The 14280-nt window shown below is 52.0% G+C and carries 10 protein-coding genes; 5 read left to right on the plus strand and 5 right to left on the minus strand.

Annotated features, from left to right (window positions below):
- Window positions 1-28 precede the first annotated feature (28 nt).
- Genes CSR04_RS09045 through flhA form a run of 4 tightly spaced genes read right to left on the minus strand, consistent with a single transcriptional unit; the run spans window position 29 to window position 5058 of the window.
- Window positions 29-754, minus strand: coding sequence for an RNA polymerase sigma factor FliA (locus CSR04_RS09045; RefSeq protein WP_102795930.1), 726 nt, complete (start codon window positions 752-754; stop codon window positions 29-31).
- Window positions 751-1623, minus strand: coding sequence for a MinD/ParA family protein (locus tag CSR04_RS09050; RefSeq protein WP_102795931.1), 873 nt, complete (start codon window positions 1621-1623; stop codon window positions 751-753). The genes CSR04_RS09045 and CSR04_RS09050 overlap by 4 nt, the downstream gene beginning before the upstream one ends.
- Window positions 1620-2939: a flagellar biosynthesis GTPase FlhF gene (gene flhF / locus CSR04_RS09055; RefSeq protein WP_102795932.1), complete on the minus strand. Its 1320-nt coding sequence runs from the start codon at window positions 2937-2939 to the stop codon at window positions 1620-1622. Before flhF ends, CSR04_RS09050 begins: the two co-directional genes overlap by 4 nt.
- 19 nt (window positions 2940-2958) lie before the next feature.
- On the minus strand, window positions 2959-5058 hold the full coding sequence (gene flhA / locus CSR04_RS09060; RefSeq protein WP_102795933.1) for a flagellar biosynthesis protein FlhA: 2100 nt from the start codon (window positions 5056-5058) through the stop codon (window positions 2959-2961).
- A gap of 810 nt (window positions 5059-5868) precedes the next feature.
- Here flhA and leuA point away from each other — a divergent pair.
- From leuA to CSR04_RS09085, 5 genes are all read left to right on the plus strand, one after another.
- A complete protein-coding gene (gene leuA, locus CSR04_RS09065; protein WP_102795934.1) occupies window positions 5869-7422 on the plus strand; it encodes a 2-isopropylmalate synthase in 1554 nt (517 codons plus the stop codon).
- Entirely contained in the window at window positions 7423-8520 is a 1098-nt protein-coding gene (leuB, locus tag CSR04_RS09070) for a 3-isopropylmalate dehydrogenase (RefSeq protein ID WP_102795935.1), read from the plus strand.
- Complete coding sequence (gene leuC, locus CSR04_RS09075; RefSeq protein ID WP_102795936.1) at window positions 8520-9920, plus strand: 3-isopropylmalate dehydratase large subunit; 1401 nt, start codon at window positions 8520-8522, stop codon at window positions 9918-9920. Before leuB ends, leuC begins: the two co-directional genes overlap by 1 nt.
- A complete protein-coding gene (leuD, locus tag CSR04_RS09080; protein ID WP_102795937.1) occupies window positions 9917-10516 on the plus strand; it encodes a 3-isopropylmalate dehydratase small subunit in 600 nt (199 codons plus the stop codon). The genes leuC and leuD overlap by 4 nt, the downstream gene beginning before the upstream one ends.
- Before the next feature lie 279 nt (window positions 10517-10795).
- The gene (locus CSR04_RS09085; protein WP_102795938.1) at window positions 10796-11809 is read left to right on the plus strand and encodes a LacI family DNA-binding transcriptional regulator; all 1014 of its coding nucleotides are present in this window, start codon (window positions 10796-10798) and stop codon (window positions 11807-11809) included.
- On the opposite strand, the gene CSR04_RS09090 is transcribed toward CSR04_RS09085, so the two are convergent.
- Window positions 11806-14262 (minus strand): glycoside hydrolase family 94 protein, encoded by a 2457-nt coding sequence (locus tag CSR04_RS09090; RefSeq protein WP_102795939.1) that lies wholly within the window; start codon window positions 14260-14262, stop codon window positions 11806-11808. The genes CSR04_RS09085 and CSR04_RS09090 overlap by 4 nt on opposite strands.
- Window positions 14263-14280 lie beyond the last annotated feature (18 nt).

Raw genomic sequence — 14280 nt, forward strand, 5'->3', positions numbered from 1 at the left:
ATCAACCAACTGTTATTCTTATTAAATTCTATTCCATTTGCCAGCTTTGCATGCGAGTTCTGAGTCTCAACATGGCCTGACTATGGATCTGACTAACCCGAGACTCACTGACTTCAAGCACTTCGCCTATTTCGCGCAGGTTCAGTTCCTCGTCATAATACAGTGACAGCACAATGGCTTCCCGTTCAGGCAAAGTAGTAATAGCATGGGCCAGCGCTTTTTGAAACGATCCCTGCAACAAATCATCAAAGGGTGCGTCAGTGCCCCGGTTCTGTTCGGTGCTAATGACATCTTCGGTAATGCCCAGATCTTCAATACCCACCAGTCTGCCGGCATTCACTTCGTTCAACATCTGGTGATATTCATCCAGACTGACTTGTAATTTCCCGGCAACATCGGCATCACGCGCATCGCCACCAGTTTCACGTTCCACTGCTTGTATAGCCTCGGCAATGGCGCGGCTGTTCTTATGCACCGAACGGGGTGTCCAGTCGCCTTTACGAATTTCGTCCAGCATAGCACCGCGGATGCGAATACCGGCAAAGGTTTCGAAACTGGCTCCCTTGGAACCGTCAAAATTTTTGGCGGCTTCCAACAAACCAATCATGCCAGCCTGAATAAGATCGTCAACCAACACGCTGGCAGGCAGACGCGCCATCAGGTGGTGGGCTATACGCTTGACCAGTGAGGCATGTTGCTCCACCAGCTTCGTTTTATCGTCGAATTGCTGATAGGCGGCTGCTTTATTGTTCACACTTTATCTCTTTGGACCGCAGAATTCTGATTGACTAACTGTTCCAGGAAAAACTCCAGATGCCCCCCGGGCTGCGATGGTATTGGCCATCTTAGCGCCTGTTTAGCCAGATTATTGATGGCTACTGCCGCTGGCGAACTGGGATAGGCTTCGATAATGGATTTTTGCCTGCGTACCGCTTTACGAATGTTCTCGTCAAACGGAATTGTGGCAACCAATTCCAGGGCAACATCCAGAAAACGATTGGTTACTTTTGACAGTTTAGCAAAGAGTTCTTGTCCTTCGCGTAAGTTGCGCACCATATTGGCCACAATCTTAAAGCGAAATACACCATGGTCACGATTCAAAATCTTGATCAGCGCATAAGCATCCGTCAAAGAAGTCGGCTCATCACACACCACCACCATAATATCCTGGGCTGCGCGCGAGAAGCTCAACACCATATCGGAAATACCGGCGGCGGTATCCACAATCAGCACGTCGATTTGGCTGCGCAATTCACTGAAAGCGCGAATCAATCCGGCATGTTCTGTGGGGGTCAGCTCTGTCATGGACTGCGTGCCAGAGGTGGCCGGGGCAATTTTGACCCCATAGGGGCCTTCCACCAGCACTTCTTCCAACAGACATTCACCCGACAGTACGTGAGATAAATTCTTTTCGACCCGCAGGCCCAACATTACGTCAACGTTGGCCAACCCCAGGTCGGCGTCAAGCACCATGACCCTTTTGCCTTGCTTGGCCATAGCGATGGCTGTATTCAGAGTGATGTTGGTTTTACCCACTCCCCCTTTGCCACCGGTAACGGCAATCACTTTGATTAGATTGGGCTGGTTCATTCGTCTTAAGCTACTCGCTTGATCCTCAATCATATTGATACTGCTGAGTTTACAACCTGCTGCGTTCTTGTAGGCATTAAAGCATACTGCTTAAATAGTCTCGCTGCACAAGAAATTATGTACTTGGCATCGGCCGCCTTAATGTCCTCGGGCACCTTCTGCCCATCCGTCAAATATCCGACAGGCAATCTGTGCTCCAGGGCCAGGCTGATGGCTTCGCCGAGACTGTAACACTCATCAAGTTTAGTGAAAATACAGCCCTGCAAAGAAATCTGCTTATACGTCATAAGCTGATGCTCCATCACTCTATGCTGCGCATTCGCGGCCAACACCAGATAATGTTTGATATTAGCATAAGATGATTCAGCCAAGGTATCTAACTGTTTGATTAATCTGGTGTCTCTTTGACCAAAACCGGCAGTATCAATCAAAACCAGGCCTTTATTGCGAAACTGATGGAGCAGATCGGACAATTCTTCGGCACTGGCCGCTTTCTTTACCGGGCAGCCAATAATCTTGCCGTAAGTCGCCAGCTGTTCGTATGCGGCAATGCGATAGCTGTCAATGGTAATAAGCGCTACCTGATTGGCACCATAACGCTGCGCATACTGCGCCGCCAACTTGGCAATCGTGGTGGTTTTACCGGTGCCGGTCGGCCCCATCAGTGCCACGACACCGCCTTTGGCGAGAATATCGTTTTGTGTCGTGTGCAGACGATTGGCCAGTAGTTTAAGCAGAAATACCCAGGCGTCACGCTCCTCGCAGTTGGCCGGTGCATAGGATACCACCTGCTCGGCCAGCGCTGGGGTAATGCCCATGCGCACCAATTTATCAATGAGATAGCTATGCAGGGGCCTGGCTTGCTGACGATCTTGCTTGATCAGGCCAGCCACCTGAAACTCCAGTACATTTCGCAGTGACTTCAACTCCTGGCGAATATCCTGCAACTCGATGTCGTCCTGTCTGTTGGGCTCTGTCTTCACAGGGGTATGCTGCGTGTTTGCACTTGTGCTTTCTGCACGGGCAGGTTGCGATGCTGATTGAGACTGTTTGGTTTGCTTTTCCAACAGTGCTTTAAGGCTGTCCGGGCCGGAATCCCCGATAATTTCGCTGAGACTGGGCGTCTTTCCTGCTGCGCCAGCCGGTGCCATTCTTGGTTTTGCCATAACATCCGGCTGATTGGCTTGGGGTGTTTGCTTACGTACAGGCTCTCTGTCATAGGCAGCAACAATTTCTATACCATCCGCCACTTTTTTGTTCGACATGATCACTGCGTCACCGCCCAACTCTTCTTTAACCTGAGCCAGCGCTTCGCGCATGTCTTTTCCATAGAAACGTCTGATTTTCACTTTTACCCCCTATGTCAGCTTATTGGCCCACGGCGCTGACAATCTTAATCTGCTTGTCATCAGGTACTTCCTGATAGGACAGTACGTGCAATCCGGCGATGGCATGTTTAAGGAAGCGTGATAACACGGGTCTCAACATGCCTGACGTCAACAATACTGCTGGCTCGCCCGCCAGTTCCTGCTGCTGGGCCGCTTCGGCCAGAGATTGCTGCAGTCGTTCGGCAAGACCGGGCTCGATACCCGCGCCGTCACCGCCACCGGCTTGTAGCGACTGGTGCAATATCTGTTCCAGTTCTGGGGCCAAAGTGATCACAGGGATTTCTTTGCTGCTGCCGTTAATTTCCTGGGCGATCAGACGTTTCAGGGCAATACGCACGGCCGATACTAATACGTCGGGATCTTGACTCTTGGGACCATATTCGCAGAGGGTTTGTACAATGCTTCTCAAATCTCGGATTGGCACCCCTTCATATAGCAAGGTCTGCAGCACCTTCACTACCGTGCCCATGGGCAGAATATCCGGTACCAATCCCTCTACCAGTTTGGGATTTTGTTTGGCCAGCATGTCAAGCAACTGCTGAACCTCTTCGTAGCCCAGCAATTGATAGGCATTATTGGTCAGCAACTGGCTTAAGTGCGTTGCCACTACTGTCGCAGCATCTACCACCGTATAGCCCAGTGTTTGCGCGTGTTCTCGCTGGGCAGCCTTAATCCATACCGCATCCAGGCCAAAGGCCGGATCTTTGGTGGGCTTGCCGTCGAGTTTGCCAAACACCTGACCAGGGTTAATGGCCAGTTCCTGATCATGGCTGATATCTGCCTCACCAATAGTGACACCCAACATAGCGATGGTGTAGGTATTGGGATTTAAGTCCAGGTTGTCACGTATGTGCACGGGCGGGATCAAAAAACCCAACTCCTGGGAAAGCTTTTTACGCACCCCCTTAATACGGGTCAGCAACTCACCGCCCTGACTTTTGTCCACTAGGGGAATTAGCCGGTACCCTACTTCCAGACCAATAGTGTCAACATGCTGCACATCATCCCAGCCCAGCTCTTTGACTTCTGCGGGTGCGCGGGTCTGTTCAGGTACCAGCTCGCCAGCCGCCTGCTGCTGTTCGGCTTGTTGTTCCCGCCACCAGTCAAAATAGGCATAGCCGCCAACCAACAGTGCAAAGCCTAAAAACGCCAGGTGTGGCATCCCTGGCACAATCCCCATCACAAACAAAATACCGGTGGTGATATACAGCGCGCGGCGATTACCCAATTGGTTCTTCAACTCGCTACCCATATCCTGGGTATCGTTTTCACGGGTAACTATAATGGCCGTGGCAACAGATAACAGCAGTGACGGGATCTGCGCCACCAGGCCGTCACCTATGGTCAGAATGGTATAAATCTCAATGGCATCACCAAAACTGAGATCATGCTGAATCATGCCGATAAACAAACCGCCGACGATATTGATCAACATAATAAACAGACCGGCTACCGCGTCACCTTTTACAAACTTTGACGCACCATCCATTGAGCCGTAAAAGTCTGCTTCTGTGGTAATTTCCTGACGGCGACGACGGGCTTCATCGGAATCGATATAGCCCGCATTTAAATCCGCATCAATGGCCATTTGCTTACCCGGCATAGCGTCCAGGGTAAAGCGTGCACTTACCTCAGAAATACGTCCGGCACCCGCAGTAACCACTTTAAAGTTGATAATCAACAAGATGGCGAAGACAACAATACCCACGGCAAAGTTACCGCCAATCACCACTTCACCGAAGGCCTGAATCACCTTACCCGCGGCGTCCCCGCCTTCATGCCCCTCCAGCAATACCACACGGGTGGAAGCGACGTTCAATGCCAGACGTAATACCGTGGCAATCAGCAACACCAGCGGAAAGGCGCCAAAATCAATGGGCCGTTTGGTAAATACCGCAACCAGGATAACCACCAGCGACAAAGCAATGTTGAAACTAAACAGTACATCCAGCAGAAATGCCGGCATGGGTAATATCACCATGCCCATAATGGCCAGCAGGATTAATGGTGCCCCCAACCCGGAGGTGAACTGCTTTACAGAGTTTTTGTCGAATCGGTTCAGGTAGGAGCTTAGTTCCATAATCTAACAACGGGAATTTGACGGCTGCACTGGATACTGCAATTAGTGCGCCAGTTGGCTGAATTAAGTGGTCAGTAATCCGTTGGCTGTTGGCTGTTGGCTGTTGGCTGTTGGCTGTTGGCTGTTGGCTGTTGGCTGTTGGCTGTTGGCTGTTCAGTCTGACTCGCCCTCGCGCTCTGTCAACGGATTTCTGCTAACTGCCGACTGATTACTGACCATTTAGCTTACATCCCGTCGGACTCAAATCCGACCCACGGCGCTTAGACTGAGCTTTGTTGTCGGAATAAATTCCGACCCACTGTGGGTTGGGCTTCAGCCCAACAACAATAGCTTCAAAATCCGTGGTTACTATACAGTTGGCAATTCAGGTCGCCCCGGCTCTGCCAACTGACGACTGATTTCTGCCAACTGACAACGAATTACAGACCACTTACAAACCTGACAACCAATAACTGGACAACCAGAAATTTCGACATTGTTAGGATAAGCCTTTCGACATACTCCGCCAGGAAAGGGATAAAATCGCGCTTATGCCATTTAAAGCAAGCCAATAGCGAATTAATTTACCCTAACTGGTTGACGTCAATAGCCGAAAAAGATACTAATATGCCTGTTCCAAATACAGGCAACAGCGAATGCAAAAATTTCTCTCTCTACTCCTCCTTATGGCAGCAAGATTGCACGGGTAGGTTGTAGCCGAGAAACAGGCAGAAATTCAGAAAAACCCGTGCACAGCACGGGTTTTTCACTTTTATACCAAGTAAAAACCAAGTGTGAAGGTGCCGGGGTCAACCAAGAAGGGGAAAGACCATGACAAACAGAGTCAAGATATTCGATACCACCTTGCGGGACGGCGAACAGGCCTTACCTGCCAGTCTGAGTGTGAAGGAAAAACTGCAGATTGCCCTGGCCCTTGAGCGACTGGGGGTGGATATTATCGAAGCTGGCTTCCCGGTCTCTTCCCCGGGTGACTTTAAATCTGTACAAACCATTGCCAGGGAAGTGAAAAATGCCACCGTCTGTGGTTTGTCCCGCGCGGTAATGAATGACATCGACGCCTGCGGCGAAGCCTTAAAGGTTGCTGAGCAATTCCGTATCCACACCTTTATCGCCACCTCAGATATTCATGTAGGCGCCAAATTACGGAAGTCTCAGGATGAGGTGCTGGACATGGCGGTGGCCGCTATCAAACATGCCAGACGCTACACCGACGATGTGGAATTTTCCTGCGAGGATGCCGGACGCACCAACATCGATTATCTGTGCCGGATGGTGGAAAACGCCATCAGGGCCGGTGCCACCACGGTAAATATTCCCGATACCGTCGGTTATACCATCCCCAGCGAATTCGGCGCCATTATTCAGACCTTGTTCAACCGGGTGCCGAATATCGACCAGGCCACGATTTCCGTGCACTGCCATAACGATTTGGGCCTGGCAGTGGCTAACTCTGTAGCCGCCGTGCAGCACGGCGCACGTCAGATTGAATGTACCATCAATGGTATTGGCGAGCGGGCCGGTAACTGCTCGCTGGAAGAAGTGGCCATGATCCTGAAAACCCGCGAAGCCATGCTGGGCCTGCAAACCGGCATTAACAGCCAGGAGATTTTCCGTACCTCCAAGCTGGTCAGTCAGATATGTAATATGCCGGTACAAAGCAATAAAGCCATTGTCGGCGCCAATGCCTTCAGCCATTCTTCCGGCATTCATCAGGATGGCATCTTAAAAGCGCAAAATACCTATGAAATCATGACACCAGAAAGTGTCGGCATTAACAAAAATCATCTGAATCTGACCAGCCGCTCGGGCCGCCATGTGATTAAGCATCGTATGCATGAGCTGGGTTACAAAGATGAAGATTATGATTTAGATACCTTGTATCAGGCGTTTTTGAAACTGGCCGACAAAAAAGGCCAGGTGTTTGATTACGACCTGGAAGCGCTGGTGTTCTTCGACCAGCAGAAGCAGCAACAGGCCCATTATGAACTGCTGTATCTGCATGCCAACGCTGGTAAGGGGATGATCCCAAGCGCCACGGTCAAAATGCGTATGGGCGAACAGGAAGGCACCGCTTCGGCCATAGGTAACGGCCCGGTGGATGCAGCCTTTAACGCCATTATTCAGGTAACCGGCCATGACGAAGTGGAGATCGTTGACTTTAAACTGGACTCCAAAGGCGAAGGGGCTGATGCCTTGGCCCAAGTGAGCGTGGTAGCCGAATATCGTGGTCGTCGTTTCAACGGTATTGGTCTTGCCACCGACATCGTTGAAGCTGGGGTGAAAGCCCTGATTTATGTACTGAACAACACCTGTCTGGCCGATCAGATAGACGAGAAAAAACAACAGAAAATAGCAGGGGTGTAGATGAAATCCTATTCCATAGCTTTACTGCCCGGTGACGGCATCGGCCCGGAAGTAATGCGCGAGGCGGAAAAAGTGCTGGCAGTAGTCCAGCGTAAGTTCGACCTCAATCTGGTCCTGAACCAATTTGATGTAGGCGGTGCAGCCATTGATAAACATGGTCATGCCTTGCCAGAAGATACCTTAAAAGGCTGCGAACAGGCCGATGCCATTTTATTCGGCTCTATTGGTGGTCCCAAATGGGACAGTCTGCCGCTGGACCAGCGCCCGGAGCGTGCGGCGCTATTAAAACTTCGCAGCCATTTTGACCTGTTCAGCAACCTGCGCCCGGCCAGGATTTATCCCGGCCTGGAAGCCTTGTCTCCCCTGCGTGCGGATATCGCCGCCAGCGGTTTTGATGTGATGGTGGTACGTGAACTGACCAGCGGCATCTATTTTGGTCAGCCCAAAGGCATGGCCGGCGAAGGTGAGGAAGAATACGCCTTTGATACCATGCGTTATTCGCGCCGGGAAATCCGCCGCATTGCCAAAATTGCCTTTGAAGCGGCACGTCTGCGCGGCAAAAAAGTCACCTCGGTAGATAAGGCCAATGTGCTGGTATGCAGCCGCCTGTGGCGGGAAATCACCGAAGAGGTCGCCAAAGACTACCCGGATGTAACGCTGGAGCATATCTATATCGACAATGCCACCATGCAACTGCTGCGCTACCCCAATCAGTTTGATGTGATGCTGTGCTCCAATTTATTCGGCGACATTATTAGCGATGAATGCGCCATGATCACAGGCTCCATGGGCTTGTTGCCTTCTGCCAGCATTAACGCTGAAGGCTTTGGCATGTATGAACCGGCCGGTGGCAGCGCCCCGGATATTGCCGGTAAAGGCATCGCCAACCCCATTGCCCAGATCCTGTCAGCGGCCATGTTGCTGCGTTACAGCTTGGGCCAAAACGCGGCCGCAGATGCGATTGAACAGGCCGTGCAACATGCCCTGAATGATGGTTATGTGACCGCCGAGCTACTGAGTGCAGAGCGCCGACACGAGGCGAAGTCCACCGCCGAGGTGGGCAGTTATATAGCCGCCAAACTACAGGAGCATGCCTGATGGGTAAGACCTTATACGACAAAATCTGGGACATGCATCTGGTAGCCCAGGCCGGTACCGATAACCTGATTTATATTGACCGTCATCTGATCCACGAAGTGACCTCACCGCAGGCGTTTGCCGGTCTTGAAGAAAAAGGCCGTAAACTGCGCCGTCCGGATCGCACCTTTGCTACCATGGATCACAGTATTTCCACCAAGTCGCTGGCCCTGGATGCCTGTGGCCCGGCCAACCAGTTGCAGCTTCGTACTCTGATGGAAAACTGTGAAAAGTTTGGCGTCGAGCTGTTTCCGGTCGGACATAAAAAACAAGGTATCGTACATGTCATTGGTCCGGAGCTGGGGCTGATTTTACCCGGCATGACCGTGGTATGCGGCGACTCTCATACCGCTACCCATGGCGCTTTTGGGGCGCTGGCCTTTGGTATCGGCACCTCCGAAGTGGAGCATGTGTTTGCCACCCAAACCCTGAAGCAGGGCAAAGCCAAGGCCATGAAGGTGGAGGTTAACGGTACGCTGTCTATCGGCGTGACTGCCAAGGACATCATCCTGGCGATTATAGGTAAGATTGGCCATGCAGGGGCAACCGGCTATGTGTTGGAATATGCCGGTAGCGCCATTGCAGCGCTGTCCATGGAAGAGCGCATGACCATCTGCAATATGAGTATTGAAGCTGGCGCTAAAGCCGGTTTGATTGCCCCGGATCAGATCACCTTTGATTACCTCAAAGACAAAGAGCGCGCCCCCAAAGGGGCAGACTGGGAAGCCGCCCTGGCCTGCTGGCAAAACCTGAAGTCCGACGCCGACGCCCAGTTTGATACTGTGGTTAGTTTAACCGCCGAAGACATCAAGCCGCAGGTTACCTGGGGCACCAACCCCGGTCAGGTGGTGGCGGTGGATGAACCTATTCCGGCCCCCACCAGTTTCAGCGATGCGGTAGAGCGCACTTCGGCGGAAAAAGCCCTGAAATATATGGGCCTGGAAGCCGGACAAAAGCTTTCCGATGTGGCCATCAGCCATGTATTTATTGGCTCTTGCACCAACAGCCGTATTGAAGACCTGCGTGCTGCGGCCAAGATTGCCGCCAAAGGTAAAGTGGCTGCGGGCGTTAACGCCATTGTGGTGCCGGGCTCTTACGCGGTTAAACAACAGGCTGAGGCCGAGCAACTGGATAAGGTGTTTCTGGATGCTGGCTTTGAATGGCGTTTGCCGGGCTGCTCTATGTGCCTTGGTATGAACGATGACCTGCTGCAAGCCGGTGACCGCTGCGCCTCCACCAGTAACCGCAACTTTGAAGGTCGCCAGGGCCGCGGCGCCCGCACTCACCTGGTGAGTCCGGCCATGGCCGCAGCCGCCGCACTGGCGGGTCATTTTGTAGATGTAAGGGAGTTGGATAAATGACAGGCATCATACAACTTCGCGCCAAAGCAGCGCCACTGAACCGTGCCAATGTGGATACCGATCAGATTATCCCCAAGCAGTTTTTAACCGCTGTAACCCGTGCCGGTTACGGTAAACATTTGTTCCACGACTGGCGCTATCTGGATCTGGAAGAAAAAGTTCCTAATCCGGAGTTTGAACTGAACCGGCCAGAGCATCAGGGCAGTGAAATTTTACTGGCCAGAGAAAACTTTGGTTGTGGCTCCAGCCGCGAACACGCGCCCTGGTCACTGACCGACTATGGGTTTAAAGCGGTGATTGCCACCAGCTTTGCCGATATTTTTTACGGCAACTGCATGAACAACCAACTACTGCCTATAGCCCTGGATAACAGCCAGATGGATAAGTTGTTTGCCGCGGTAGACGCCGACCCACAAGTGCAGATTGAAATCGATCTGCCTGCTCAGCATGTACGGGTTGGCGAGCACAGCTTCGCCTTTGAGATTAAGGAACATCACAAGTACAAGCTGATCAAAGGGCTGGATGCCATTGGTGAAACCCTGGAACTGGTGGCGAAGATCGACGCCTACGAGCAGCAGCTTCCGGCCTGGCGTTAAATCAGTTGGCTGAATTAAGTGGGCAGTTGGCAGTTCAGGTTTGCCCGGCTCTGCCAACTGACCACTTAGTTCTGACGACTTCCCCCGTCGGGCTTGAATCAAGCATCGCCCGGCAATGCGCTTTTGCTACCCACGTCATCTGCCTTTTTGCTGTCAACCACGATTCTCTTTGAAAAAAATCAGTGATTTTTTCACTCAAGGCATTATATTCATTCAAAGCCTTTAATTTCGGGCTGAAAACGTTTTACATCGAAAGCCTTAGAAAACAGGATTTTCATAGTGAGCAAACTGGGTATCAAAGATATCGCGGCCCGTTCAGGCGTGTCCCCGGCCACAGTGTCACGCACCTTACGTAACCCCGAACTGGTCAATAAAGACACCCGTAAAAAAGTCATGAAAGCGGTACGGGAGTCCGGCTACACACCCAATCGTTTTGGCTCCAGCCTGCGCACGCAGCAAAGCGGCAATATTGTAGTGATGATGCCGGATATCACTAATCAGGTGAATGCCGGCATTATCCGTGCTATCGAAGTAGAAGCGCAAAAGGCCGGTTACTCGGTGTTGCTTGGTGACACGCAAGGTCAGGAAGCGCGCGAGCGCCATTACGCTCAGATGGTCAGCAGTGGCCAGGCCGACGGCATATTGCTTTATACCCACCGCCTGCCGTTTGATCTGGATAATCTGACAGCCAATTTACCGCCCTTAGTGAATGGCAACGAAAGCATAGAAGTCGACGGCCTGAATAAAGTGATGGTCGATAATGTTCAGGGGGCCAAAGACGGGGTAAACCACTTGGTCGCGCTGGGGCACAGGCGCATTGCGGCAGTGCTTGGTGACAACAATGCCCCCAGCAATCGCGAGCGCTTGCAAGGGTTTCAGCAGGCCTTGCAACAAGCCGGTATCGAGCCGGATGAACAGTATCTGGTGCAGGGTGATTACACCACTGAGTCGGGTATGAAAGCGATGGAAGCGCTGCTAAAGCTGCGTAAACGCCCTACCGCCGTATTCTGTTTTAATGACGATATGGCCATTGGTGCCATGAGTGTGCTCAGAGAATATGGCTATGCCATTCCGGGGGATATCTCCATTATGGGCTTTGACGATATCCGCTATGCCAGCCTGATGAATCCGCCCCTTACCACTATCCATCAACCGCTTGAAGAAATTGGCCAGGCCAGCATGAGACTGCTGCTGGCCCAGTTAAGCGGCAAAAATCCAGTACCGCAGCACATCCAATTGCCGTTGCGCCTGGTGGTCAGACAAAGCACCGGCCCGGCACCTGCATCCGACTAACCTTGCTCTGGTGGTAGCAGCCGAACCTGCACCTTATGCTGCCCCCGATAGCGCGCATAAGGGATCAGGTCGCCAGGCACAGGCTCACCATCAATCTGCATATCCACAACTCCTTGACTCAGGCCATGGGGATTGGCGATGTCTATCTGATAAACGGCCCCTCGAAACTGCCGGGTAACAGACAGTGACGGCCAGTGGCTGGGCAAACAGGGCATAATGCGCAGCCCCTGGTAGTCAGGACGTATACCGGTAATATATTGGCTGGCAGCATAAAAACACCAGGCCGCCGTGCCACTGAGCCAGGAATTCTTTGCCTGCCCCGGCGTCGCGGCGTCGCGCCCGGCAATCATCTGACTGTACACATAGGGCTCAGTTTTGTGCAGTTGCTGCATGTCCTGCAAATAGGCAGGGCTGATACGACTGAAATAATCATAGGCCTGCTCCCCCCGGCCCAACAGGGTTTCGGCAATAATAATCCAGGGATTGTTGTGACAAAAAATCCCGGCATTTTCCTTATAGCCGGGCGGATAGGAACTGATTTCGCCCTTGTATTTGTCATAATCGCTGTAGGCAGGCTGTTGCAACATAATGCCGAATTCACAGGCCAGATGCTGATTTACCGCATCCAACGCCAGCCTGGCGCGCCCATCCTGCAGCCCGATCCCCGCCATTACACAAAAACCCTGGGACTCAATGAAGATTTTGCCCTGCTGGTTTTCCTGACTCCCTACCTTCTGGCCGCGGGCATCATAGGCACGTAAAAACCACTGCCCGTCCCAACCATGCTGGTCAATGGCCCTGACCATCAAATCAATGTGCTGCTGTGCCCAGTCTGCCAGTTTATGCCGCTCGGTGAGCTTGCACAGCTGCACAAATTCCTGACCATACAAAACAAACTGCCCGGCGATCATTAAAGATTCGGCCACTTTGGCGTCACCACGCTGAGTGGTCTGGTAGGACTCATTTGGATCTTCAGAAAAGCAATTCAGATTCAGACAGTCATTCCAGTCAGCCCGGCCTATCAACGGCAGCCCATGGGGGCCAAGATGATTTACCACGTGGCTGAAGGCCCGTTTAAGGTGCTCAAAGTGATCAAAATCGCCCTCTTCATCGTCGAAATTCACCCGGGCATCAAGGATGCTGAAATCGCCGGTTTCCTTAATATAGTTGGCCGTAGACAGCACCATCCACATGGGATCGTCATTAAAGTTACCGCCGATATTGGCATTGCCTTTTTTGGTCAGCGGCTGGTACTGGTGATAAGCTGAGCCGTCCATTTTCTGGGTCGCAGATAGATCCAGAATACGCTCCCGCACGCGCTCCGGCACCATATGGGCAAAACCGATGGTGTCCTGATTGGAATCGCGAAAACCCATGCCACGGCCAATACCTGACTCATAAAAAGACGCGCTACGCGACAAATTAAAAGTGACCATATTCTGGTATTGGTTCCAGATATTCAGCGAACGGTTAAAGCGCTCATCCGGCGATTGAATGTGAAAATGGCCAAGCAACTGCTGCCAATAGGCTGTGAGCTTAGCCAGTTCAGCTGTCACTTTCTCATCGCTATCAAATGCAGCCAGCATCCTCTTGGCAGGCTGTTTATTAATCATGCCAGGGGCCTGCCATTTATCCTCTACCGGCAGTTCCACATAGCCCAGCACAAACACTAAGGTTTGGCTTTCGCCCGCGGCCAGCGTCAGTTCCAGATGATGAGAGGCAATAGGCGACCAGCCATGCGCAATACTGTTGCTGGCCTGCCCCTTTTCCACTACCAGCGGGCGCTCAAAACCGCGATAAGGCCCCAGAAAACTGTCTCTGTCGGTATCAAAACCCTGAATCGGATGATTGACCCCGTAGAAAGCATAGTGATTGCGCCGTTCACGGTACTCGGTTTTGTGATACAGCACTGAGCCTTCAACTTCCACTTCCCCGGTAGACAAATTGCGCTGAAAATTAGCGCCATCATCTTCGGCATTCCACAGGCACCATTCCAACAACGAAAACAAATTCAGGGTTTTATCCTGCTCACCCTGATTGTTCAGATGCAGGCGATAAACTTCGGCCGTCTGCCCCAGCGGGATAAAACAGGTTAGTTCCGAGCGGATCTGTGCCTTGCTGGCAATAAAACGGCTGTAGCCAAGTCCATGGCGGCATTCGTAATAGTCAAGTTCAGTGGGCACCGGGCGCCCGGAAACCGACCAGATCTCATCGTCGCACTTAAGGTAAAAATAACGACCGCCGCAATCCACCGGCACACTGTTGTAGCGGTAACGCAATAGCCGCCGAAACTTGGGATCCCGGTAAAAACAGTAACCCCCTGCGGTATTGGATATCAGCCCATAAAAACCGTCATTGCCCAGATAGTTGATCCAGGGTGACGGCGTAAATGGACTGGTGATGACATACTCTTTTCGCTGGTCATCAAAGTAGCCATAAGCTTGTTCGGTCATAGTGTCTCTTTTGCAAGG

Origin of the sequence: Bowmanella denitrificans (genome assembly GCF_002887595.1) — a bacterium.
GTDB classification, from domain to species: domain Bacteria; phylum Pseudomonadota; class Gammaproteobacteria; order Enterobacterales; family Alteromonadaceae; genus Bowmanella; species Bowmanella denitrificans.